This window comes from Paracoccus alkenifer (genome assembly GCF_900108405.1).
Lineage (GTDB): Bacteria > Pseudomonadota > Alphaproteobacteria > Rhodobacterales > Rhodobacteraceae > Paracoccus > Paracoccus alkenifer.
Map to the genome: position 1 here is coordinate 94,208 of NZ_FNXG01000001.1, position 24,387 is coordinate 118,594.

The following is a 24,387-nucleotide window of genomic DNA, read 5'->3' on the forward strand; positions in this document are numbered from 1 at the left end:
TTACCGGAGAAAACCCTTGTCCAATTATTCCCCCACGGCTGCGGATTACAGGTTCCTTCTGGACCACCACCCCGAGGTGTTTGCCGACCGCGGCGCCGCCCGCACGGTCCTTGGCCAGCTTGCCGGCGGGGGCGACGCCCTGAACACCGAGCAACGGCTGGGCGCGCTTGCCACCAACTACAGGGTGGGGGGCAACCCGCCGATGGCGAAAAGCCCGATCCCGCCGGGGCCGGGCACGGGCCAGGACGGAAATTTCGACCCGGCTTTTGCCGCGCTCTGCGTCGACTGCAAACCCAATGAGCCATGCTGCATGACCGCGGGCACGGTCATGGATTTCGCGGATCCCTCGCGCAGGATCGAATGGCCCGCCACCGGCGACAAACCCGCGACGCGGTTGCTGATCGTCGCCAAGGACGTCCGCGGCGAAATGCTCAGCGGCAAGGTCCGCATCCGGGGCGAGGGCCGGGACTGCATGACCGGGCACCCGCGCCGGTCGCTGTTTCTCGCACAGGGTGCCACGATGCGGGACACTCTTGTCAGCCGCTCGGGCGCGGATCTTGAGGTCGGCTATCCCAAGACCGTCGGCACCGCCCTTGCGATGAAGGATTTCGTCCCCGAACAGGCGCTGCTGTTCCTGATGGTCGTCGATACGATCACCAGCTCTGCCGCCATGGTGGCCGGGTCGGGCGGCATGACGGTGACCCCGGTGCAATGCGTCGGCGAAGGCAGCATGACGCAGGCGTTCCGGGTCGTCCCGTTTCCGTATTTCGAGGCGTCGGGCGACGCCACCGTGTCGGTGGGCGTGCATTTCCAGACCACGGGCATCGGCGGCAACGCCTCGATCGCGGGCAATCTGACCGGGAAATACGGGCCTCTCGACATCTCGGGGGCGGCCAAGGCCGTGGCCACGCCCAGCAGCGGACGCGGCCAGCCCAGCCCGGGCGAGGCCCCGGGAATCATCGGCACCATCGCGTCGATCATCGGCAATTTTTCGGAATCGGTGTCGCTGGCCTCGCCCAAGCCGGGCCGCATCGTCGACCGCACCGGCTTTGGCTCGGGCGTGCGGTTCGACATGGCGCTGAAGCTGGCCGGCACCGGCATCAAGCTCGAGGCGAAAAAGGCCAGCCCCGATCTCGAGGCCAGGCTCGGCTCTTTGGAAACCTCGCTGACCATGACGGCGACGGGCAAGCTGGACGTGGTCGATCTGGCCGCGCAGGTCATGCTGTCGCCGGCCGGCGCCCGGCTGGTGCAGGAAGCGCGCGCGACCATGGCCAGCAAATCGAACGCCGTGCGCGGCGAGGTCCGTGCCGAAGTCTCGGTCTCGGCTCAGGGCAAGCTGACCCACAAGATCGACAGCAACCGCAGCGTGCTGATCCCCGCCAACGCCCCGGCCGATTTCGAATCCGAGGACATGAGCAGCGAATTCGGCGGCAAGCTGACCGTCCGGGGCGAGGCGATGATACGGCTGCATGTCGAGGGTGAAATCTGGATCGTCAGCGCCGAGGCCGGCGTTCAGGGCACGCTGCACACCGGCTGGATCTGGGAAATGAAGGTCGACGCCGAGAAAAAGCGCAAGAAGCGCTATTATTTCGAGGGGTTGAAGGCCCGCGCCACCGGATATGTGCGCATGGGGGCGACCTCGTCGCACAGCAATAGCGCGCGGTCCCGCGATCTTGAAGATTACAGCTCGTCGCGCAAGGTCACCGTGACCCAGCAGGGGCCATCTTTCACGGCCGGCGACCGCAACTGGAACGACCCCAATGCCAAAAGATCAGAACTGGAAAGTGAGGGGGCAGTCTATGTTCTTCTTTCGCCGACGGTCGAGCGCGTCACCTCTGCCGCGCCGCCCTGGTCGAATTACTGACCTGCCCAAGGCGGCCCTTGTCGCATTCCTGTCAATTCTTCCCGGAGGCATATCGGTGGCCAACGACAGTCCCAACCCCGTCAATTATTACGTCGACATCGCCGGCGCGGGTGCCTTTTGGGTGCTGCGGATCAATGACGTCAGCATCTGGAGCCATTTTGCGCCGGACGACACCAATCTTTCGCTGCCGGTGAACGCGTATCTGAAAACCGGACGCAACGAGATCAGCGTCAATTTCATGTCAGTCACAGGCTCCCCTGCCGAATACAATCTGGCCGATCCCGATTTCTATTTCCAAGCCAGGATTGATCGCATTGATCTGGTCACCCGCGACAGCGAGCGTGCGACATTACTGAATCTGGCGCTTGATCAGGACAATGTCGTGATCTCTCCCGAGGTGACCAAATTCGGCTCTGCGCCGGATGAACGCACCTCGCCGCCGATGAAAATCGGCAAAGATCGTCAGGATGAGGCCGCTCTGATCGGGGGTTGGGGCGACGAATGGACCGGACGCCGGATCACCGCCGATTTCGAGATTTCCGACCCCCTGCCCGAACCGCCCTGGGCGTCCGCGCCCGTGCTCGCGGACACGCCGGAAACGCGGGCACGGCTGCTGGCCGCCTATCGTGATCTGCACGAGGTCATCCAATCCGGCGACCGGCGCCGGATTCAGACCAGTTATGAGCCGGCGTGGCGACATCTGGCCATCACAATGAATTACGCCTCACTTGACGAATTCATCCAGAAAACCGCCCCGTCCGAGGCTCTCGCGCCCGACGACGGCCAAGGCGGCATGCTGGAGCCGCTTGATCTCGTCCTTGGACCCGAGAATTTCGAGATTGAGCGGATGGCGGGCGGTCGCCTGATCCGCATCGTCCCGGATCCCATTCTTTGGCGCCGGGACGGGAAATATGTTGCAAGCACCAATGTCGCTTTTTTCCAGGGCCCCGACGGAAATCTGCATGTGGGCGCCGTGCTGTATTGACCGGGGACCGGCGGCCTATTCCGGAGGCAGCCGGTCTACCGCCTCGCGACGCCCCATGCGGGGCACCTGATCGGGCAGCGGCCCCTCGGCCCCGGCCGAGGGTTTGCGCCGGCCTGCGGCCCAGTCGATGCCAAGGCTCAGCACCACCGGCAACGCCAGCAGCAGCAGCGCGGTATAAACCCACGCCTCGACCCGCAGCAGCCGGGTCAGCACCGGGCACAGCCATGCGGGCAGCCAGGCAAGCTCGGGGCCGGCGGTTTCCAGCGGGCTGCCCGGCTCGGCCGCGACCAGCCCCAGCAGCTGCCCCAACTCGGGCCGGTCACCGAAAGCGGCCTGAAGCAACAGGCAAAGCGCCGCGCCCCCCGCCAGAATTACCGCTGCCAGGACAACACATGTTCTAAGAAAGAATATATCTTTCAAAACCTTGCCCGCTATTTCTCAAACGGAGTCACGGTTGTAATTAATATTGTTGTCCCCTTTGGGCAACCACTCTCCGCACCAACAATTGAGGGTAAGGCGCCGCAGATGACACGGGCCGCACCCGAGGATGCGGCCCGTTTCCATTCAAAACTGTCCGGTCTCAGCCCAAGGCGCGGTCCAGATCGGCGATGATGTCCTCGGGGTTTTCGATGCCGATCGACAGCCGCACCAGATCCGGGCCGGCGCCGGCGGCGATCTGCTGGGCCTCGGTCAGCTGGCTGTGGGTGGTCGAGGCGGGATGGATCGCCAGCGTCCGCGCATCGCCCAGATTCGCCACATGGCTGATCATTTGCAGCTTTTCGATCGCCGCAACGCAGGCGTCATAGCCGCCCTTGAGCCGGATGGTGAACAGGGCGCCCGCCCCCTTGGGATAAAGCCGCTGCACCCGCTCGTGCCAGGGCGAGCCTTGCAGCCCGGCATAGGTGACCTCGGCCACCCGGGGGTCGGCCTCAAGCCACTCGGCCACGCGCTGCGCGTTGGCGACGTGACGTTCCATCCGCAGGCCAAGCGTCTCGATCCCCATCAGAACGTAATGGGCGGCCTGCGGGTTCAAGGTCATCCCCAGATCACGCAGCCCGATGGCGATGGAATGAAAGGTAAAGGCGGCGGCGCCGAAGGTCTCGTGGAAACGCAGCCCGTGATATGCGGGTTCCGGGTCCGACAGCGACGGAAACTTGCCCGAGGCCGACCAGTCGAACCTGCCCGAATCGATCACCGCGCCGCCCATGACGGTGCCGTTGCCGGTCAGGTATTTGGTCAGGCTGTGCACGACCAGCGTCGCCCCCTGCTCAAGCGGGCGGCACAGGAACGGGGTGGCCAGCGTGTTGTCGACGATCAGCGGAATCCCGGCCTCATCGGCGATGCCGGCGATGGCGGGAATATCGGTGACATAGCCGCCGGGGTTGGAAATCGATTCGCAGAAGATCGCGCGGGTGTCGTCGTCGATGGCCGCACGCACCGCGTCATGGTCGTCCAGATCGACAAAGCGGCAGGACCAGCCGAACCGGCGGATCGTCTGGGAAAACTGGGTGACGGTGCCGCCATACAGCCGCGACGAGGCCACGATGTTCAGCCCCGGCCCCATCAGCGGGAACAGCGCCATGATCTGGGCCGCATGTCCGCTGGAACAGCACACCGCGCCAGCGCCACCTTCCAGCGCCGCGACGCGGGCCTGCAAGGCCGAAACCGTGGGGTTGGTCAGGCGCGAATAGATATAGCCGACCTCTTGCAGCCCGAACAGCCGCGCGGCATGTGCCGCATCGCGGAACTGAAAGGCGGTGGACTGATAGATCGGCACCTGCCGCGCGCCGGTCGCAGGGTCCGGCTCGGCCCCGGCATGGATGGCAAGCGTATCAAATCCCTGCGGGCGGGGGTCGTCGGTCATGGCGCGTTCCTCTGGACTTGGAAATTCCTTGGGCGCGAGGCTATGCCCGCAGACACATTCTGGCAATCACGGGCAAAATGGACAAAGCCGGACACTCCGGCGGTTTTTCTGCCAATTCCGCGCGAACGCCGCGAACCGCCCTGCCTCGCCGACCGCAAACCGCCCGCTTTCCGCGCTGCCCGTGAAAATCGGGAATGTTTTCTTCATCATGAAAATATCCTCCGGGGGTGCGGGGGTGGAAAACCCCCGCTGCGGCCGCAAGGCAGGGGCAAGCCTCCGCCGGCCGGCACCGCGCCGGGTTGAACCCAAGCCCCCGACAGGACAGATATTGCCCGACAGATCAAAGGAGACGCCGATGACCCGCCTGCCCCGCTGCAACGGTCCCTTTCGCGATGCCGACGGTGTGGGGGGCGCACATGCGGCTCCGCTGGGCGAGCTGCCGGAATGGGATCTGAGCGATCTCTACCCCGCCCCGGACGCACCGGAACTGACGCGCGACCTTGAACGGCTGGACGCGGCCTGCGCCAGCTTTGCCGCCGACTATCAGGGCCGGCTGGCCGCGCTGACCCCGGCCGAGATGCTGGAATGCGTGGAACGCTATCAGCAGATCGACCTGATCGTCGGCCGGATCATGTCCTATGCCGGGCTGCGCTATTACCAGAACACCACCGACGCCGGCCGCGCCAAGATGCTGGGCGACCTTCAGGCCCGCATCACCGAGATGACCACGCCGCTGGTGTTCTTCAGCCTCGAATTCAACCGCATCCCCGATGATGTCTACGAACAGGTCTTCAGCACCCCCTGCGGCCCGTCGCGCTACAAGCCGGTGTTCGACCGGATGCGCGCCATGCGCCCCTATCAGCTGTCGGACGAGCTGGAAAAATTCCTGCACGACAATTCCGTGGTCGGCGCCGCCGCCTGGAACCGGCTGTTCGACGAAACCACCGCCGCGCTGAGTTTTGACGTCGAGGGCGAGGTGCTGGGGCTGGAAGCCACGCTGAACCTGCTGACCGACCACGACCGCGCCCGGCGCGAGGCGGGGGCAAAGGCGCTGGCGCAGGTGTTCGGCGACAACATCAAGCTGTTTTCCCGCATCCACAACACGCTGGCCAAGGAAAAGGCGATCGAGGACAGGTGGCGCAAGATGCCCACCCCGCAGACCGCCCGCCACCTGTCGAACCATGTCGAGCCCGAGGTGGTGCAGGCGCTGCGCGACGCGGTGGTGGCCGCCTATCCGCGGCTGTCGCATCGCTATTACCGGCTCAAGGCGCGCTGGTTGGGGCTGGACAAGCTGCAAGTCTGGGACCGCAATGCGCCGCTGCCGCAGGAACCCGACCGGCTGGTCCCCTGGGCCGAGGCCCGCGCCACGGTGCTGGACGCCTATGCCGGGTTCGATCCGGAACTGGCGCGGCTGGCCGAGCCGTTCTTTGACTGCGGCTGGATCGACGCGGGCGTGAAACCGGGCAAGTCGCCGGGCGCGTTTGCGCACCCCACCGTCACCGACGCGCACCCCTATGTGCTGCTGAACTATCTGGGCAAGCCGCGCGACGTGATGACGCTGGCGCATGAGCTGGGCCACGGCGTCCACCAGCGTCTGGCGGCCGGACAGGGCGAGCTGCTGGCCTCGACGCCGCTGACGCTGGCCGAAACCGCATCAGTCTTTGGCGAGATGCTGACCTTTCGCGCGCTGCTGTCGCGCACCACCGACCCCGCGCAACGCAAGGCGCTGCTGGCCGGCAAGGTCGAGGACATGATCAACACGGTCGTGCGCCAGATCGCCTTTTACGATTTCGAATGCCGCCTGCACGCGGCCCGCGAGGATGGCGAACTGACCCCCGACGACATCAATGCGATCTGGATGCAGGTCCAGCATGAATCGCTGGGCGATGCCTTTGAATTCATGCCCGGATACGAGAGCTTCTGGTCCTATGTGCCGCATTTCGTGCACTCGCCCTTTTACGTCTATGCCTATGCTTTCGGCGACGGGCTGGTGAACGCGCTTTACGCCGCCTATGAGGCGCAGCCCGAGGGGTTCCCGGCCAAATATTTCGACATGCTCAAGGCCGGCGGCTCTCGCCACCACGCCGAACTGCTGGCGCCATTCGGGCTGGACGCATCCGACCCCGCGTTCTGGGACAAGGGCCTGTCGATGATCGAGGGCTTTATCGACCAGCTTGAAGCCATGGAGGGCTGATCGCGTGGCCCGCGACCCGTTCCGCCGCCAGCAGCCCCGCCGTCTGCGCCGCATCCTGCTGGGGCTGGCGGCGGTCACCCTGCTGGCGCTGGCGGCGGTGGCGGCGTTCGGCCCGCGCATCGTCGCCGACCGGCTGAACCCGGTCACCGCCCGCGCCGAATGGCCGGTGTCTGACGCGGCACTGGCGCTGCACCGGCGGCTGGTGATCGGCGATCTGCACGCCGACCCGCTGCTGTGGGCCCGCGACCTGTCGGTCGAGCGCCCCGAGGGCCACGTGGACCTGCCCCGGCTCGACCGCGGCAATGTCGCGGTGCAGGTGTTCAGCGCGGTGACGAAAAGCCCGCGCGGCCAGAATTACGGCGAAAACGCCACTGATGCGCCCGACAACATCACGCCCCTTGTCATCGGTCAGCTGCGCCCGGTGCAAAGCTGGTTCAGCCTCAAGGAACGCGCGCTGGACCAGTCGCGGCGCCTGACCCGGCTGGCCGATACGCACCCCGACCGCCTGCGCCTGATCCGCAGCGCCGACGACCTGACCGCGCTGCTGGCCGAACGTGCGGCGGGCAGCCGCGTCATCGGCGCGATCCTGGCGATGGAGGGCGCGCATCCGCTTGAGGGGAGCCTCGCCAACCTGGCGGTGATGGAGGGCGCGGGCTATCGCGTCTTTGGCCTGACCCATTTCTTTGACAACGAGCTGGGCGGCTCTCTGCACGGGCAGTCGCAGCGTGGGCTTACGGATTTCGGCCGCGAGGTGGTGGCCGAGCTGGTCGCCCGGCGGCTGGTGATCGACCTGGCCCATGCCTCGCCGCAGGTGGTGCGCGAGGTGCTGGCGGTGCCGGGCGCGAAACCGATGCTCAGCCACACCGGGGTGCACGGGGTCTGCAACACGCCGCGCAACATCGACGACGCACTGCTGCGCCAGATCGCGGCCAAAGGCGGCATCGTCGGCATCGGCTTTTGGGCGGATGTCACCTGCAACGACAGCCCGGCCGGTATCGCGGCCACGATCGTTGCCGCCATCGAACTGCTGGGCGAGGATCACGTCGCGCTGGGGTCGGACTGGGACGGCTCGGTCGGGGTGCCTTTTGACGCGGCCCATCTGCCGGCGCTGACGCAATCGCTGCTGGACGCGGGGCTGACCGAGGGCCAGATCGCCAAGGTCATGGGCGGCAACATGATGCGCTATCTGCGCGAGACCCTGCCGCGGGGGTGAAGGTTGCGCTGCCGGACCGGGGCGCTGCCCCGGGCCGCTACCGCGGCCTTGTTCGCTGAAAACAGTCCACCGGACTGTTTTCCGGGCGCTCACAAGCCCCGGGATATTTAGGCACCAAAGACATCACCTTCGCTTGAAGGCCCGCCAGCTGCGGCCTAGAGCAGGCGCGACATCGAAAAAGGGGGCGCGCATGAATATCCTGATCCTCGGCGGCGGCGGGCGTGAACACGCGCTGGCTTGGGCGATACGGCAGAACCCGAAATGCGACCGGCTGATCGTGGCGCCCGGCAACGCCGGCATCGCCGGGATCGCCCGCTGCGCCGAGCTGGCGATCACCGACGGCGCCGCAGTGGTGAATTTCTGCGAGGAAAACGCCATCGACCTGGTGGTGATCGGCCCCGAGGCACCATTGGCCGCAGGCGTTGCCGATGCGCTGCGCACGGCCGGGATCCTTGCCTTTGGTCCCTCGGCCGCGGCAGCGCAGCTTGAGGCGTCGAAAAGCTTCACCAAGGAAATCTGCGACGCCTGCGGGGCGCCGACCGCCGCCTGGGCCCGGTTTACCGACGCCGCGACCGCGCGCGACCATATCGCCCGCGTGGGCGCACCGATCGTGGTCAAGGCCGACGGGCTGGCCGCCGGCAAGGGCGTCACCGTGGCCATGACCGAGGCCGAGGCCGTCGCTGCCGTCGATGCCGCGTTCGGCGGGGCCTTTGGCGATGCCGGCGCCGAGGTGGTGATCGAGGAATTCATGACCGGTGAAGAGGCCAGTTTCTTTGTGCTGGTTGACGGCACCAACTGCCTGCCCATCGGCACCGCGCAGGACTACAAGCGCGTCGGCGAAGGCGACACCGGCCCCAACACCGGCGGCATGGGCGCCTATTCCCCCGCCCCGGTGCTGACCGACGCAATCCAGGCGCAGGTGATGGCCGAGATCGTGGAACCCACCGTCGCAGAAATGGCCCGGCGCGGCACCCCGTTCCAGGGCGTGCTTTACGCCGGGCTGATGATCGAGAATGGCCGCGCCCGGTTGGTCGAATACAACGCCCGTTTCGGCGACCCCGAGGCGCAGGTGCTGATGATGCGGCTTGGGGCGCAGGCGCTGGACCTGATCCAGGCCTGTGCCGAGGGGCGGCTGGACAGCGTCACCGCCAACTGGGCCGAGGACCACGCGCTGACCGTGGTGCTGGCCGCCAACGGCTATCCCGGCGATCATCAGAACGGCACGGCGATCCGCCTGCCCGAGCTGACCGAATGTTCGTCGCGGATGATCTTTCACGCCGGCACCGCCCGGCGCGACGGGCAGCTGGTCGCCACCGGCGGGAGGGTGCTGAACGCCACCGGCCGCGGCGCCACCCTGGCCGAGGCCCGCGACGCCGCCTATGCGCTGGCCGAGGCGGTGGACTGGCCCGACGGTTTCTTTCGCCGCGACATCGGGTGGCGCGCGCTTTGAACGGGCGGGTGCGTGGAGACCACGCACCCTACGGTTCTTGCGGCTGTAGGGTGCGTGGTTCCCACGCACCTGCCCGGCACGCGCACGCTCAGGCTGCCGAATACATCCCTTCGTAGATCGGCAGCAGCGTCTCAAGCTCGAACAGCGACGACACCGAGGTGCCCGCCCAGGTCGACATGATCGCCTGCGCAAACAGCGGCGCGGTGGGGACGATACGGATATTGCGGGCGTTCTTGACCGGCTCGGGCTGGCTGATCGAATCGGTGACCACCAGCGATTTCATCACCGATTTCTCGATCCGCTCGACCGCGGGGCCGGACAGCACCCCGTGGGTGATATAGGCATGGACCTCGGTCGCGCCGTGGTCGGCCAGCAGTTGCGCCGCCTTGACCAGCGTGCCGGCGGTATCGCAGATGTCGTCGACGATGACGCAGGTCTTGCCCTCGACATCGCCGATCACCGTCATCTCGGCGATCTCGCCGGCTTTTTCGCGGCGCTTGTCCACGATGGCGAGCGGCGCGTCGATACGCGCCGCGATCTCGCGCGCCCGCGCCACGCCGCCCACGTCGGGCGACACGATCATCAGATCGTCCATCCGGCCCTTGAAATGGTGCATGATGTCCAGCGAAAAGATCGGCGCCGCATAGAGGTTATCCACCGGAATATCGAAGAACCCCTGGATCTGGGTGGCGTGCAGATCCAGCGTCAGCACCCGGTCCACCCCCGCCTGGGTCAGCAGATTGGCCACCAGCTTGGCCGAGATCGGGGTGCGCGCCTTGGCCCGGCGGTCCTGCCGCGCATAGCCGAAATAGGGGATCACCGCGGTGATGCGATTGGCCGAGCTGCGCCGCAGCGCGTCGGTCATGATCAGCAGCTCCATCAGGTTGTCATTGGCGGGGTTCGAGGTCGGCTGGATGATATACATGTCCTCGCCTCGGACGTTGTCATAGACCTCGACAAAGATTTCCTGGTCGTTGAAGCGTTCCACCCGCGCATCCACCAGCCCGACATTCATGCCCCGGTGCATCGACATCCGCCGCGCGATGGCAGTGGCCAGCGGGCGGTTGGCGTTCCCGGCGATCAGCTTGGGTTCGGTCATGGCGGGCATCGGCATCCTCGGCGGCTTTCTGGGGGTGAAGCACCCGGCGACTCGCCGGATTGCGCCCCGCTTATCACCGCGATAGCGTCCGGGCAAACCGGCGAAGGGGGAAACTGGCATGGCCGCGATCGACTATTACCTCAGCCCGATCAGCCCCTGGGCGTATCTAGCCGGCGAGCGGCTGGAAAACATCGCGCAAAAACACGGCGCCACGGTCACCTATCGCCCGCTGGACATCATGGCGCTGTTCGACCGCACCGGCGGCACCCGGCCTGAATCGCGCCACCCGGCGCGGCTGGCTTACCGCGCACAGGAACTGCCCCGCTGGGCCGAGCATCTGGGCATGCCCCTGCGCATGGACGTCACCCTGACCAACCCGGCGCCCGCGTCCTATGCGATCATCGCCGCGCAGGCCGCGGGCGGGGACACCGGCGCGCTGGTGCGCGGGCTGCTGGCGGCGCGGTTCGCCGACGGGCGCGACATCGCCGAGGACGGCGTGATCCGCGAGGTGCTGGCGGCCAGCGGCTTTGACCCCGGGCTTGCCGACAGCGGGTTGTTCGTCGGCGCCGAAACCTATGGCCGCAACCTTGAACGCGCGGTCGAGGCGGGGGTGTTCGGCGTGCCCTTTTACCATGTGCTGGACAGCGACCAGCGGTTCTGGGGACAGGACCGGCTGGATTTCCTTGACCGCCATCTTGGCACGCTGTGACCCCGGTGCATGTCGAGCAATGGCCGGGCAATGCCGCGCGCCCGGCGGTGGCGATCCATTGCATGATGGGCAGCAGCCGCATCTTTGGCCCCATCGCCGCGCATCTGCGCGACCGAGTGGCGCTGCGTGGCTTTGACCTGCCCTCGCACGGGCGCAGCGCGCCGTGGCGCCCGGCGGGGGGGACCGAGGATTACCATTCCGCCGTGACCCGCATCACCCGGGGGCTGATCGAGGACGCCGGCGGCGGGAAGCTGGACCTGATCGGCCATTCCATCGGCGCGACGGTGGCGCTGCGGATCGCGGTGGAAACCCCCGCGCTGGTCCGCTCGCTGACGCTGATCGAGCCGGTGCTGTTTGCGGCGTCGCGCAGCGGCCACGCGCTGGACGACCAGCTTGCCGCGCTGGCGGCCGAGGGGCTTATGGAACAGGCCACGCAGCTGTTCATGGACATGTGGGGCGGGCCCGGAGGCTTTCGCGCCCTGCCCGCCGCCACCCGGCAGGCCGCCGTCGCGCAGATGCCGCTGATCCTGGAAACCGGCCCTGCGATGTCGGGCGATTGCCACGGCATCCTGCGGCCGGGCGGGCTGGAATCCATTCAGGCGCCGGTCATGCTGATCGCGGGGGACAAAAGCCCGGCCGTGATCGCCGAGATCGCGGGCACGCTGGCCGCGCGGCTGCCGGACGTGGGCCGCGCCAGCGTGCCGGGTGCCGGGCACATGCTGCCGGTGACCCATCCCCAGCAGGTGGCGGGGCTGATCGGGGTCAATCTGGACCGGTCCTGACCCCGGCTTTCGCGCTGAAACGAAAACCCCCTTGCGACCGTGGGGCCGCAAGGGGGCAATTCTGGATCACAGGGCGCAAGCCCGGCGATCAGTCGGGAATGGTCGCCTGATTGGGATCCAGCCCGATATGGGTGCCAAGCGCCTCCATATCGCCAAGCAGCTTGGCGGCGGCGGCGACGACCTCGTCGCCCAGCGATTCGCGGCGGGTCTCGGCGGTCTGATGCGCGCGCATCGCGTCGCGCATCATCTCGTTATAGACGTCCTGCGTGATCTCGGCGCGGGGGTGCCCGCGTTCGGCCAGCAGGCTGACGGATTCGCCGTTGATTTCGGCAAAGCCGCCGGTCACCGCGAATTCGGTCGCATTGCCCTGCGCGTCCACAACCGTGACCAGACCCGGCCGCAGCGTGACGATGGTCGCGGCATGGCCGGGCATGGCGGTCATGTCGCCGTCGGTGCCCGGCAGGCGCACCTCGCGCACCGGGACAGAGACAAGGCTCCGTTCCGGCGAGACGAGGTCGAACTGCATCGTGTCGGCCATGTCGCCCCCTTATGCCGCGTCAGCGGCGAGGCGCTGCGCCTTGGCTTTCACGTCCTCGATGCCGCCGACCATGTAAAAGGCCGCTTCGGGCAGGTGGTCGTATTCGCCGGCCACCACCGCCTTGAAGGACGAAATCGTGTCCTCCAGCGGCACCTGAACGCCGTCCGAGCCGGTGAACACCTTGGCCACGTCGAAGGGCTGCGACAGGAAGCGCTGGATTTTCCGGGCGCGGGCCACGGTCAGCTTGTCCTCTTCCGACAGCTCGTCCATGCCGAGAATGGCGATGATGTCCTGCAACGACTTGTATTTCTGCAAGATACCCTGGACGTCGCGGGCCACCTGGTAATGTTCCTCGCCGACCACGGCCGGGTCGAGGATCCGGCTGTTCGAGTCGAGCGGGTCCACGGCCGGATAGATCCCCAGTTCGGAAATCGCCCGCGACAGAACGGTGGTCGCGTCAAGGTGGGCAAAGGTCGTCGCCGGTGCCGGGTCGGTCAGGTCGTCGGCCGGGACATAGACCGCCTGGATCGAGGTGATCGAGCCGGCCTTGGTCGAGGTGATGCGTTCCTGCATCGCGCCCATGTCGGTGGCCAGCGTCGGCTGGTAACCCACGGCGGACGGGATGCGGCCCAGCAGCGCCGACACCTCGGAACCCGCCTGCGTAAAGCGGAAGATGTTGTCGACAAAGAACAGCACGTCGGTGCCGGTCGCGTCGCGGAACTGTTCGGCCAGCGTCAGCCCGGTCAGCGCCACGCGCATCCGCGCGCCCGGCGGTTCGTTCATCTGGCCATAGACCAGCGCCACCTGGCTTTCGGTCAGGTTGTCCGGCTTGATGACGCCCGATTCCACCATCTCGTGGTACAGGTCGTTGCCCTCACGCGTCCGCTCACCCACGCCGGCGAACACGGAATAGCCCGAGTGCACCTTGGCGATGTTGTTGATCAGCTCCATGATCAGAACGGTCTTGCCGACGCCGGCGCCGCCGAACAGGCCGATCTTGCCGCCCTTGGAATAGGGGGCCAGCAGGTCGATGACCTTGATGCCGGTGACCAGGATTTCCGAGCTGGTCGCCTGCTGGGCGAATTCCGGCGCGGGCTGGTGGATGGCGCGGGTTTCCGACGCCGTGACCGGGCCGCGGTCGTCCACCGGCTCGCCCACCACGTTGAGAATGCGGCCCAGCGTCGCTTCGCCCACCGGGACCGAGATCGGCCCGCCAAGGTCGGTGACGACGGCGCCGCGGACCAGACCTTCGGTCGCGTCCATGGCGATGGCGCGAACGGTGTTCTCGCCCAGGTGCTGGGCCACTTCCAGCACCAGTTTCCGGCCGTTGTTTTCAGTTTCCAGCGCGTTCAGGATCGCCGGCAGATTGTCGTCGAACTGCACGTCGACGACGGCGCCGATGACCTGAGTAATCTTGCCAGTAGCTGCCATTATCTACCCCTGCGTTACGGTCAGAGCGCCTCGGCGCCCGAAATGATTTCAATGAGTTCCTTGGTGATCGCGGCCTGACGCGAACGGTTGTAGACCGTCGTCAGCCTGTCGATCATGTCGCCGGCGTTGCGGGTCGCGTTGTCCATGGCGGTCATCCGCGCGCCCTGTTCCGAGGCGGCGTTTTCCAGCAGTGCCGCGAACACCTGCGTGGTGATCGAGCGCGGCAGCAGCTCGGACAGGATCGCCTCTTCGCCGGGTTCGTAATCGTAAAGCGAGGACACCGCGGCGTCGCCCTCTTCGATCACGGCCGGGATGATCTGGCGCGCGGTCGGCACCTGGCTGATCACCGATTCAAAGCGGCTGTAGAACAGCGTCGCCACGTCGAAATCGCCCGCATCGAAACGGTCGAGGATACCTTGCGCAATCTCGCGGGCGTTTTCATAGCCCACGCGCTTGACCTCGGACATGTCGACATGATGGACGAAACGCTCGCCCATGTCGCGGCGCAGCTGTTCGCGGGCTTTCTTGCCCACGGTGACGATCGCCACCTCTTTGCCCTGGGCCAGCAGCGTCTCGGCCTGCTGGCGGGCCAGCTTGACGATCGAGCTGTTGAACCCGCCGGCAAGCCCGCGTTCCGAGGTCAGCACCACCAGCAGGTGGCGCTGGTCGGCGCCGGTGCCGGCCAGAAGACGCGGCGCGCCCTCGGACCCGGCAGCGGCCGCGGTCAGCCCGCCCATCACCGCCGCCATGCGGTCGGCATAGGGGCGCGCGGCCTCGGCCGCCTCTTGCGCGCGGCGCAGCTTGGCGGCGGCGACCATCTGCATCGCCTTGGTGATCTTGCGCGTATTCTTTACGCTCTCGATCCGGTTCTTGAGATCCTTGAGGCTGGGCATCTGTCACCCCCCTCAGGCGTAGGTCTTGGCGTAGGCGTCCAGAACCTGCTTCAGCCGGTCCTCGGCCTCGCCCTTGATCTTGGGATCCTCGCGGGTCAGCCAGTCCAGCACATCGGCGTGCTGGTTGCGCAGATAGGCCAGCAGCCCCTGTTCCCACTTGCCGGCGTCGGCCAGCGGCAGGTTGTCCAGGTAGCCATGGGTGCCGGCATAGATCACCGCCACGATTTCCGCGTTGGTCAGCGGCGAATACTGCGGCTGCTTCATCAGTTCCGTCAGGCGGGCGCCGCGGTTCAGCAGCTTTTGCGTGGCGGCGTCGAGGTCGGAACCGAACTGCGCGAATGCCGCCATCTCGCGATACTGCGCCAGTTCCAGCTTGACCGGGCCGGCGACCGATTTCATCGCGTTGGTCTGCGCGGCCGAACCCACCCGGCTGACCGACAGGCCGGTGTTCACGGCCGGGCGGATCCCCTGGAAGAACAGGTCGGTTTCAAGGAAGATCTGCCCGTCGGTGATCGAGATCACATTGGTCGGAATATAGGCCGACACGTCGCCCGCCTGCGTCTCGATGACCGGCAGCGCGGTCAGCGAACCGCCGCCGTGATCCTCGTTCAGCTTGGCCGAACGCTCCAGCAGGCGGGAATGCAGGTAGAACACGTCGCCCGGATAGGCCTCGCGCCCCGGCGGGCGGCGCAGCAGCAGCGACATCTGGCGGTAAGCCACGGCCTGTTTCGACAGGTCGTCATAGATGATCAGCGCATCCATGCCGTTGTCGCGATAATATTCGGCCATTGCGGTGGCGGCATAGGGGGCCAGATACTGCATCGGCGCGGGTTCGGATGCCGTCGCGGCGATGATGGTCGTATAGGCCATGGCGCCGGTTTCTTCCAGCTTCTTGACCAGCTGGGCCACGGTCGAACGCTTTTGCCCGATGGCGACGTAGAAGCAATGCAGCGTCTTCATCCCGTCGGCTTCGCGGCCGTTGTAGTTTTTCTGGTTGAGGATGGTGTCCATCGCGATGGCGGTCTTGCCGGTCTGGCGGTCGCCGATGATCAGCTCGCGCTGGCCGCGGCCGATCGGGATCATCGCGTCAACGGATTTCAGCCCGGTCGCCATCGGCTCGTGCACCGATTTGCGCGGCATGATGCCCGGGGCCTTGACGTCGGCCACGCGACGCTCGGCCGCCTCGATCGGGCCCTTGCCGTCGATGGGGTTGCCCAGCGCGTCCACGACGCGGCCCAGCAGTGCCGGACCCACCGGCACGTCCACGATGGAACGGGTGCGCTTGACGGTGTCGCCTTCCTTGATGGAACGGTCGTCGCCGAAGATCACGATACCGACGTTGTCGGTTTCCAGGTTCAGCACCATGCCGCGGATGCCGCCGGGGAACTCGACCATCTCGCCGGCCTGCACCTTGTCCAGACCATGGACGCGCGCGATCCCGTCACCGACCGACAGCACCTGGCCGATTTCGGCCACTTCGGCGTCCTGACCGAAATTCTTGATCTGATCCTTGAGGATCGCCGAAATCTCGGCAGCCTGGATTCCCATTATCCGACCTCTTTCATGGCATTCTGGAGAGAAGCGAGCTTCGAGCGGATCGAGCTGTCGATCATCTGCGAGCCCAGCTTGACGATCATTCCGCCGATGAGGCTTTCATCGACGCTGGTGTTCAGTTTCACGGTCTTGCCGGATTTGGCGGCAAGCGTTTCAGTCAGGCGCTTTTGCTGCTCGGCCGACAGCGCGGCGGCGCTGACCACCTCGGCGGTGACCTCGCCGCGTGCGTCGGCGATCAGCTCGCCCAGCCGGGCGACCAGCTGCGGCAGGGTGAACAGGCGGCGGTTCTGCGCCATCAGCCGCAGGGTGTTCGACAGCGTCGCCGACAGCCCCATCTTGGCGGCAATGGCGGCGATGGCGGTTTCCTGCTGCTCGCGCGAATACAGCGGCGAGGTGATCAGCGTGCGCAGATCGGCACTGCCCGACAGGGCCGCGCGCAGATCGTCCAGTTGCGTGGCAAGCTGGTCCAGCCCGCCCTGGTCCTGCACCAGGTCGAACACGGCCTGCGCATAACGCCCGGCGATATTTGCGGAAATCGAAGCGGTATTGGCCACGGACACCCCTTTGGTTTGCGCGCAACCCCGCGGTCGGGCCGCCAAAGGTGGCGGCCGGTCGCAAGGTGCTGACGACAACAGGGCGGCCTGTGGACGGCGCACCCCTCAAGATGCGGCGTCTCTATCAGCAGATCACCGCACCGCGCAACCATGCCGAGGGCTGAATTTCACGCCTGCGTGTCCTGAATCGCGCAGTTGCGGCAACGGGTTTGCAGCTGCCGCAAGGGTGCAGCGCTAACAGGGCGCGGCTGACGCCGTGCCGCAGGGGCCAGGGGGGCGGGCTGCGCCGGGTCTGCCTGCGCCGCCGAATCGCCGGATTCGCGGCCCTCGGCGTCGCGGCGCAGGCTGGGACCGCCCGAGCGGCTGGACCCGGCCGAGGGGCGCGGGCGGCGGATCCCGTCCAGCAGCTCCAGCGGGCTGGGAATGACCACCCGCTGCGCCGGCCCGATCAGCGCCGGGGTCTGTTTCGAGAACTCGGCCACCACCACCCCCGCGATCAGAACCGAGGCGATGCGCGTGCCCGTGCGTTCCCACAGCTGCGCGGTCTTGAGCCAGAAGCGCCGGTCCGAGGGCGGGATGTAAACCGCCGCCCCCGCGGTTTCCGGCACGAAACCAGCGGCGCGGGCCTGCGATTCCAGCTGGCCGCGGGTATAGCTGCGCCCGATGCCAAAGGGCGTGGTGTCGCTTTGCGCCCACAGCCCGGCGCGGTTCGGGACCATCACCACCATCCGCCCCCCCGGCCCCAGCACCCGCGCGCATTCCTCCAGCAGCCCGGCGGCGTGGTCGGCGGTTTCCAGCGCGTGCAGCACCAGCAGCCGGTCGACGCTGCCGGTGTCCAGCGGCCAGGCGTCCTCGTCCGCCAGCACGCTGTGGTTGGGCAGCCCGGCCGGCCAGGCCATCACCCCCTGCTGCCCCGGCATCAACGCCATCACCCGCCGCGACCGCGCCAGATAGGGCCGCAGCAAGGGCGCCGCGAACCCGTAGCCCGCCACCGTCATCCCGGTCGCCCGCGCAGGCGGCCACAGCGCCGTCAGCCTTTCGCGCAGGATACGCTGCACCACCCGGCCCAGCGGCCGGTCGTAATAGAAACTGCGCAGCCCGGCGACATCGTGGTGCATGGCGACAACAGGGACCGGGGCCGCGGCGGCGTCAAGCCCGCCCGCCTCAACGGGCCGCCTCAGGGGCCCCATCAAGGGGTGGTCTCGACCCCAGCTCGCGCCTATCCTCGGCCGACCAACCACGGAGGAAAACGATGGCAGAGCTCGCAAGCATCCGTTGCCTAGACGACAACTATGCCTGGCTGGTCCATGACCACGGCTGCACCCTGCTGGTCGATGCCCCCGAGGCCGCGCCAATTCTGGCGGAACTCGACCGCCGCGGCTGGGGGCTGGACGTGATCCTGCTGACCCACCACCATGACGACCATATCCAGGCGGTGGCGGAAATCGTGGCCGCGACCGGCGCGCAGGTCTGGGGCAACGCAGCCGACGCCGCGCGACTGCCGCCGCTGGACCGGGCGCTTGAGCCGGGCGCCGACACCGAGCTCTGCGGCCAGCCGCTGCGGGTCATCGACGTGCCGGGCCACACCGTGGGCCATGTCGCCTATCACCTGCCGCAGGCCGGGCTGGCCTTTACCGCCGACAGCCTGATGGCCATGGGCTGCGGGCGGCTGTTCGAGGGCACGCCCGCGCAGATGTGGGAATCGCTGACCCGGCTGGCGGCGCTGCCCGACGACACGCTGATCTGTTCGGGCCACGATTATGCGCGCGGCAACGGCGGCTTTGCGCTGGCGGTGGACCCGGGGAATCAGGCGCTCAAGGACCGGCTGGATGCGACGCTGGCCGGCCGCCGCCCCGCGGCGCCTGCGACTCTGGCCGAGGAAAAGGCCACGAATCCTTTTCTGCGCGCGCAGGCGCTGGCGCGACCGGGTGAGGACGCGCTGGCCAGTTTCACCCGGCTGCGGGCCGAAAAGGATGCGTTCCGGGGCTGAGCGGCGCTTGAAACCGGGGGCATCCGTGATCACATCCCGCTCAACCGCAGCAACTTCGGGCATAATACCGACGTTACCCCCTTGCGTCGCGCCGAAATGCACCAATTCTTAATGGTGTCGTGACAGTCTGGTCAGGTGGGTCGGAACGCCCGGCCCAGACCGCCAGCCGACTGACAGGAGCAGTGAAGTGCCGTCCTTTTCGACCACCTTGGAACAGGCGATCCATGCCGCCTTGTCGCTGGCCAACCGCCACCGCCATGAACTTGCCACGCTGGAACATCTGCTGCTGGCGCTGACCGAGGAACCCGACGCGGTGCGCGTGATGCGCGCCTGCAACGTGGATCTGGACCGGCTGCGCCAGATGCTGAACGATTTCATCGAGGACGACCTGTCCACGCTGATCACCGATGTGGACGGGTCCGAGGCCGTGCCCACCGCTGCGTTCCAGCGGGTGATCCAGCGCGCCGCGATCCATGTGCAAAGCTCGGGCCGCAACGAGGTCACGGGCGCCAATGTGCTGGTCGCGATCTTTGCGGAACGCGAATCGAACGCCGCGTTCTTTCTGCAAGAGCTGGACATGACGCGCTATGACGCGGTGAATTTCATCGCGCATGGCGTGGCCAAGAACCCCTCGTTTTCCGAATCGCGCCGGGTCGAGGGCGCGGAAACCGACCAGCCCGCCGCCGACGAACGTTCGGGCGGCAAAGAGGATTCGGCGCTGGCGAAATACTGCGTCGATCTGAACGTCAAGGCGGCGCGCGGCGACGTGGACCCGCTGATCGGCCGCGCCGACGAGGTCGAGCGCTGCATCCAGGTGCTGTGCCGCCGGCGCAAGAACAACCCGCTGCTGGTCGGCGACCCGGGCGTCGGCAAGACGGCGATTGCCGAAGGTCTGGCGCTCAAGATCGTGCGCGGCGAAACCCCCGACGTGCTCAAGGGTGCCACGATCTATTCGCTGGACATGGGCGCGCTACTGGCCGGCACCCGCTATCGCGGCGATTTCGAGGAACGGCTGAAGGCCGTGGTCAAAGAGCTTGAGGACCACGACGACGCCATCCTGTTCATCGACGAGATCCATACCGTGATCGGCGCCGGCGCGACCTCGGGGGGGGCGATGGATGCGTCGAACCTGCTGAAACCGGCGCTGGCCGGCGGCAAGCTGCGCTGCATGGGCTCGACCACATACAAGGAATATCGCCAGCATTTCGAAAAGGACCGCGCCCTGTCGCGGCGGTTCCAGAAGATCGACGTGAACGAGCCTTCGGTCCCCGACGCGATCAAGATCCTGATGGGGCTGAAGCCCAGTTTCGAAAAGCACCACGAGCTGCGCTATACGGTCGAGGCGATCCGCACCGCGGTTGAACTCGCCTCGCGCTATATCAACGACCGCAAGCTGCCCGATTCGGCCATCGACGTGATCGACGAGGCCGGGGCGGCCCAGCATGTCGTGGCCGAAAGCCGTCGCAAAAAGCTGATCTCGCCCAAGGAAATCGAGGCCGTGGTGGCCAAGATCGCCCGCATCCCCCCCAAAAGCGTCAGCAAGGACGACGCCGAGGTGCTGCGGGATCTGGAAAAGAACCTCAAGCGGCTGGTGTTCGGGCAGGACGGGGCGATCGAGGCGCTGGCCTCGTCGATCAAGCTGGCGCGCGCCGGGCTGCGCGAGCCGGAAAAACCCATCGGCAACTACCTGTTCGCCGGCCCCACCGGCGTCGGCAAGACCGAGGTCGCCAAGCAGCTGGCCAACACGCTGGGGGTGGAACTGCTGCGTTTCGACATGTCCGAATACATGGAGAAACACGCGGTGTCCCGCCTGATCGGGGCGCCTCCGGGCTATGTCGGCTTTGATCAGGGCGGGCTTTTGACCGATGGCGTCGACCAGCATCCGCATTGCGTGCTGCTGCTGGACGAGATCGAAAAGGCGCATCCCGATGTCTACAATATCCTGTTGCAGGTGATGGACCACGGGAAACTGACCGACCACAACGGCCGTCAGGTCGATTTCCGCAACGTGATCCTGATCATGACCTCGAACGCGGGCGCCGCCGACCAGGCGAAAGCCGCCATCGGTTTCGGCCGCGACCGCCGCGAGGGCGAGGACAAAGAGGCGATCGAGCGCATCTTTACCCCCGAGTTCCGCAACCGGCTGGACGCGGTGATTTCCTTCGCGCCGCTCTCGCGCGAGGTGATCGTGCAGGTGGTCGAGAAATTCATCCTGCAACTGGAGGCCCAGCTGATGGACCGCGGCGTCCATATCGAGCTGACCTCTGACGCCGCCGACTGGCTGGCGCATCGCGGCTATGACGACCGGATGGGCGCGCGTCCGCTGGCGCGGGTGATCCAGGAAACCATCAAGAAGCCGCTGGCCGAGGAACTGCTGTTCGGCCGGCTGACCAAGGGCGGCATCGTCAAGGTCCGGATCGAGGACGACAAGCCGGTCTTTGACATCGAGGGCCCGGGCACCCCGCGTCTGGGCAAGGACAAGACCCCGCTGCTGACGGCGGAATGACCCTGAAAGAGGCGCGACCAGCGCCTCTTTTTCATTGCAACCCGGCCGGGGATCTCTGCCCGGCCCGCGGTCTGGTTTGGCCAGCCTGCCTTGCCGCCCCCGATCGCGCTGTCGCGAAGGGGCGGCCCGGGGGTTGACCCGCATCGCCCGCCCGCGCCATCCATGGCGCCACATCACCAGCAAACAGCAGGATCCCCATGAGCAAAGCCTATTGGATCGGCCATGTCAGCGTCGACGACCCCGAGGCGTATCAGGCCTATCGCGCCGCCAACGCCGCCGCCTTTACGAAATTCGGCGGCCGTTTTCTGGTGCGCGGCGGGTCGCAGGATGTGGTCGAGGGCGCGCTGCGTCCCCGCGCGGTGGTGATCGAGTTTCCATCCTACGCCGCGGCGCTGGCCTGTTACCACAGCCAGGAATACCAGGCGGCGCTGGCCCTGCGCGCGCCGGTTTCCACGGCGGATCTGGCCATCGTCGAAGGCTGGGACGAGGGCTGAGCCGCCCCGCACCGACCCGCCCCGCCCTCACCCTGCGCTGGTTTCCATCGTCATTCTTTAACTTGAAACCGGAATCGCCAGTGCGGATACTCTGATCATGTTCCGCCGATTATTGCCCCGCCTATTGGGAGAGGATCCCGCCGGCCCCGCGCTTTCGCGCGACGATGCCGAAGTCGCCGTGGCGGCGCTGCTGGTGCGCCTGGCCCGCGCCGACAATCATTACGGCGAACTGGAACGGGCGCGGATCGATGCGCTGCTGTCGCTGCGCCAGCCCCTGTCGCCCGACGAGATCGCCGACCGCCGCGCCGCCGCCGAGATGGTCGAGGCCGAGGTATCCGACACCCGGCGCCTGACCGCCGCCATCCGCACCCGCATCGCCCGCGACCAATGCGCCGGCATCATGGTGGCGCTGTGGGATCTGGCGCGCACGGATGGCGCCGAAACCCCTTGGGAAATCGCCACTGTGGACCGGATCGCCCTGCTGCTGGGGATCGGCACGGCCGACGGCGCCCAGGCCGGCCAGCAGATCGACCTGACCACGGGATCCGAAACCTGAACCGGGACCGCTGCGGCCCTTGCGTCGCGCCGCCATGTTCCCGTTGCAATCCGTCGTGGAATTGCGCCAGATGCCAGCCATGACCGCGCCGCACCCATCCCCCCGGACATCTGATCCGGCGTCCTGTTCCGCCGATGCGGGCGCTGCCGTCACGGCTTCGCCGGTCATCCAGATTCGCGGCCTGCACAAGGCTTACGGGCCGCTTGAGGTGCTCAAGGGCGTCGATATGGTGGCGCCGCGCGGGCATGTGGTCACGCTGATCGGATCGTCCGGGTCCGGCAAATCCACGCTGCTGCGCTGCTGCAACCTGCTGGAAATCGCGCAGGCGGGCGACATCAGCATCGAGGGCGAGCCGATCCGCTGGACCGGCAGCGGCCCCGGCCGCCAGCCCGCCGACCGCGCGCAGGTGCGCCGGCTGCGCACCAACCTGGCGATGGTGTTCCAGCAGTTCAACCTGTGGTCGCACATGACCATCCTGCAAAACGTGATGGAGGCGCCGCTGACCGTGTTGGGCCAGCCGCCGGCACAGGTGGAATCGCGCGCCCGCGCCCTGCTGGCCAAGGTCGGCATCGGCGACAAGGCCGACGCCTGGCCCGCGCAGCTGTCGGGCGGCCAGCAGCAGCGCGCCGCCATCGCCCGCGCCCTGTGCATGGAGCCGCGGGCGCTGCTGTTTGACGAACCGACCAGCGCGCTCGACCCCGAATTGCAGCAAGAGGTCGTGCGCGTCATCAAGGATCTTGCGGCCGAGCATCGCACCATGATCCTTGTCACCCACGACATGCGGCTGGCCGCCGATGTCAGCGACCATGTGGTGTTCCTGCATCAGGGCCGGATCGAGGAAGAAGGCCCTCCCGACCAGATTTTCCGCGCACCCCGGACCGACCGGCTGCGCCAATTCCTCAGCGCGACCACGGCCGCCTGACATAACCGACAGGAGAGAATGATGAAAAACCTGCTGATCGCCGCCGCGGCCCTGGCGCTGAGCGCCGGCGCCACCCTGGCCGAGCCGCTGCGGATGGGGACCGAGGGCGCCTATCCTCCCTACAACTTCGTCAACGAAAAGGGCGAGGTCGACGGGTTCGAGGTCGAGCTGGGCAACGAGCTGTGCAAGCGCATCGGCGCCGAATGCACCTGGGTGCGCAACGACTGGGATTCGATCATCCCCAACCTGGTCAGCTCGAACTACGACACCATCATGGCGGGCATGAACATCACCGACGAACGCCGTAAATCCATTGCGTTTTCCGACGAATACACCCCGCCCCCGCCCTCGGCCTATCTGGCGCTGACGCCTGATGCGGATGTCACGGGCGCGGTCGCGGCGCAGACCAACACCATCCAGGCGGGCTATGTCGCCGAAACCGGCGCCACGCTGATCGAATTCGCCACCGGCGAAGAGGCCATCGCCGCCGTGCGCAACGGCGAGGCCGAGGCGGTGTTCGCCGACCGCGACTTTCTGGTCCCGTTCGAGCGCGATGCCGCCGATCTGGTCTGGGTCGAGGGGCAGGATCGCGTCGTCGTCGGCGAGGGTCTGGGCATCGGGATGCGGCAGTCCGATACCGAACTCAAGGCGCGTTTCGACGCCGCCATCGCGGAAATGCGGGCCGACGGCTCGCTTGATGCGATGATCAGCAAATGGCTGGGCGACGAATCCATGACCTTTGCCGCGCAGGCAGAGGCCGGGGCCGAGAACTGATCCGAACCCACGGGG

At 67.0% G+C, this 24,387-nt stretch carries 22 protein-coding genes; 13 read left to right on the forward strand and 9 right to left on the reverse strand.

Features of this window, described 5'->3' with window-relative positions; all coding sequences use genetic code 11:
* The first annotated feature begins 16 nt into the window (after positions 1 to 16).
* Together BLW83_RS00455 and BLW83_RS00460 are read left to right on the forward strand one after the other, a co-directional pair.
* Positions 17 to 1,864: a hypothetical protein gene (locus tag BLW83_RS00455; RefSeq protein ID WP_090844322.1), complete on the forward strand. Its 1,848-nt coding sequence runs from the start codon at positions 17 to 19 to the stop codon at positions 1,862 to 1,864.
* A gap of 55 nt (positions 1,865 to 1,919) precedes the next feature.
* Positions 1,920 to 2,849 (forward strand): hypothetical protein, encoded by a 930-nt coding sequence (locus BLW83_RS00460; protein WP_090844325.1) that lies wholly within the window; start codon positions 1,920 to 1,922, stop codon positions 2,847 to 2,849.
* A gap of 15 nt (positions 2,850 to 2,864) precedes the next feature.
* On the opposite strand, the gene BLW83_RS00465 is transcribed toward BLW83_RS00460, so the two are convergent.
* Positions 2,865 to 3,191, reverse strand: coding sequence for a hypothetical protein (locus BLW83_RS00465; RefSeq protein ID WP_090844328.1), 327 nt, complete (start codon positions 3,189 to 3,191; stop codon positions 2,865 to 2,867).
* 238 nt (positions 3,192 to 3,429) lie between these two features.
* Positions 3,430 to 4,713 (reverse strand): O-acetylhomoserine aminocarboxypropyltransferase/cysteine synthase family protein, encoded by a 1,284-nt coding sequence (locus BLW83_RS00470; RefSeq protein ID WP_090844330.1) that lies wholly within the window; start codon positions 4,711 to 4,713, stop codon positions 3,430 to 3,432.
* Between the two features lie 355 nt (positions 4,714 to 5,068).
* On the opposite strand from BLW83_RS00470, the gene BLW83_RS00475 reads away from it, so the two are divergent.
* From BLW83_RS00475 to purD, 3 genes are all read left to right on the forward strand, one after another.
* Complete coding sequence (locus BLW83_RS00475) at positions 5,069 to 6,907, forward strand: M3 family oligoendopeptidase (protein ID WP_090844334.1); 1,839 nt, start codon at positions 5,069 to 5,071, stop codon at positions 6,905 to 6,907.
* 4 nt (positions 6,908 to 6,911) lie between these two features.
* Entirely contained in the window at positions 6,912 to 8,120 is a 1,209-nt protein-coding gene (locus BLW83_RS00480; protein ID WP_245728556.1) for a dipeptidase, read from the forward strand.
* Between the two features lie 190 nt (positions 8,121 to 8,310).
* A complete protein-coding gene (gene purD, locus BLW83_RS00485; protein ID WP_090844338.1) occupies positions 8,311 to 9,570 on the forward strand; it encodes a phosphoribosylamine--glycine ligase in 1,260 nt (419 codons plus the stop codon).
* Positions 9,571 to 9,658: 88 nt separating this feature from the next.
* Here purD and BLW83_RS00490 read toward each other — a convergent pair whose 3' ends face one another.
* Positions 9,659 to 10,678 (reverse strand): ribose-phosphate pyrophosphokinase, encoded by a 1,020-nt coding sequence (locus tag BLW83_RS00490; RefSeq protein WP_090845763.1) that lies wholly within the window; start codon positions 10,676 to 10,678, stop codon positions 9,659 to 9,661.
* Positions 10,679 to 10,787: 109 nt separating this feature from the next.
* On the opposite strand from BLW83_RS00490, the gene BLW83_RS00495 reads away from it, so the two are divergent.
* Positions 10,788 to 11,378 (forward strand): 2-hydroxychromene-2-carboxylate isomerase, encoded by a 591-nt coding sequence (locus BLW83_RS00495; RefSeq protein WP_090844341.1) that lies wholly within the window; start codon positions 10,788 to 10,790, stop codon positions 11,376 to 11,378.
* A complete protein-coding gene (locus BLW83_RS00500) occupies positions 11,375 to 12,160 on the forward strand; it encodes an alpha/beta fold hydrolase (RefSeq protein WP_090844346.1) in 786 nt (261 codons plus the stop codon). The genes BLW83_RS00495 and BLW83_RS00500 overlap by 4 nt, the downstream gene beginning before the upstream one ends.
* An 88-nt stretch (positions 12,161 to 12,248) precedes the next feature.
* On the opposite strand, the gene BLW83_RS00505 is transcribed toward BLW83_RS00500, so the two are convergent.
* The 6 genes from BLW83_RS00505 to BLW83_RS00530 form a co-directional block, all read right to left on the reverse strand.
* Positions 12,249 to 12,698, reverse strand: coding sequence for a F0F1 ATP synthase subunit epsilon (locus BLW83_RS00505; RefSeq protein ID WP_090844349.1), 450 nt, complete (start codon positions 12,696 to 12,698; stop codon positions 12,249 to 12,251).
* A 9-nt stretch (positions 12,699 to 12,707) separates the two neighbouring features.
* Positions 12,708 to 14,129 (reverse strand): F0F1 ATP synthase subunit beta, encoded by a 1,422-nt coding sequence (atpD, locus tag BLW83_RS00510; protein WP_177172444.1) that lies wholly within the window; start codon positions 14,127 to 14,129, stop codon positions 12,708 to 12,710.
* A 20-nt stretch (positions 14,130 to 14,149) separates the two neighbouring features.
* The gene (locus BLW83_RS00515) at positions 14,150 to 15,022 is read right to left on the reverse strand and encodes a F0F1 ATP synthase subunit gamma (RefSeq protein ID WP_090844355.1); all 873 of its coding nucleotides are present in this window, start codon (positions 15,020 to 15,022) and stop codon (positions 14,150 to 14,152) included.
* A 12-nt stretch (positions 15,023 to 15,034) separates the two neighbouring features.
* Positions 15,035 to 16,570, reverse strand: a complete 1,536-nt coding sequence (atpA, locus tag BLW83_RS00520) for a F0F1 ATP synthase subunit alpha (RefSeq protein WP_090844358.1) — start codon at positions 16,568 to 16,570, stop codon at positions 15,035 to 15,037.
* Positions 16,570 to 17,130, reverse strand: coding sequence for a F0F1 ATP synthase subunit delta (locus BLW83_RS00525; RefSeq protein WP_177172445.1), 561 nt, complete (start codon positions 17,128 to 17,130; stop codon positions 16,570 to 16,572). Before BLW83_RS00525 ends, atpA begins: the two co-directional genes overlap by 1 nt.
* Before the next feature lie 167 nt (positions 17,131 to 17,297).
* Positions 17,298 to 18,248: a methyltransferase domain-containing protein gene (locus BLW83_RS00530; protein ID WP_090845765.1), complete on the reverse strand. Its 951-nt coding sequence runs from the start codon at positions 18,246 to 18,248 to the stop codon at positions 17,298 to 17,300.
* A 134-nt stretch (positions 18,249 to 18,382) separates the two neighbouring features.
* Between BLW83_RS00530 and gloB the strand changes: the two genes are divergently transcribed.
* From gloB to BLW83_RS00560, 6 genes are all read left to right on the forward strand, one after another.
* Complete coding sequence (gloB, locus tag BLW83_RS00535; protein WP_090844366.1) at positions 18,383 to 19,120, forward strand: hydroxyacylglutathione hydrolase; 738 nt, start codon at positions 18,383 to 18,385, stop codon at positions 19,118 to 19,120.
* A 187-nt stretch (positions 19,121 to 19,307) separates the two neighbouring features.
* Positions 19,308 to 21,626 carry an ATP-dependent Clp protease ATP-binding subunit ClpA gene (gene clpA / locus BLW83_RS00540; protein ID WP_090844372.1) on the forward strand — a complete coding sequence of 773 codons (2,319 nt, stop codon included), beginning with the start codon at positions 19,308 to 19,310 and terminating at the stop codon, positions 21,624 to 21,626.
* A gap of 197 nt (positions 21,627 to 21,823) precedes the next feature.
* Positions 21,824 to 22,120 carry a DUF1330 domain-containing protein gene (locus BLW83_RS00545; RefSeq protein WP_090844374.1) on the forward strand — a complete coding sequence of 99 codons (297 nt, stop codon included), beginning with the start codon at positions 21,824 to 21,826 and terminating at the stop codon, positions 22,118 to 22,120.
* 124 nt (positions 22,121 to 22,244) lie between these two features.
* The gene (locus BLW83_RS00550; RefSeq protein ID WP_177172446.1) at positions 22,245 to 22,676 is read left to right on the forward strand and encodes a tellurite resistance TerB family protein; all 432 of its coding nucleotides are present in this window, start codon (positions 22,245 to 22,247) and stop codon (positions 22,674 to 22,676) included.
* Between the two features lie 70 nt (positions 22,677 to 22,746).
* Positions 22,747 to 23,598, forward strand: a complete 852-nt coding sequence (locus BLW83_RS00555) for an ABC transporter ATP-binding protein (protein WP_425433917.1) — start codon at positions 22,747 to 22,749, stop codon at positions 23,596 to 23,598.
* A gap of 21 nt (positions 23,599 to 23,619) precedes the next feature.
* Positions 23,620 to 24,372 (forward strand): transporter substrate-binding domain-containing protein, encoded by a 753-nt coding sequence (locus BLW83_RS00560; protein ID WP_090845773.1) that lies wholly within the window; start codon positions 23,620 to 23,622, stop codon positions 24,370 to 24,372.
* Positions 24,373 to 24,387 lie beyond the last annotated feature (15 nt).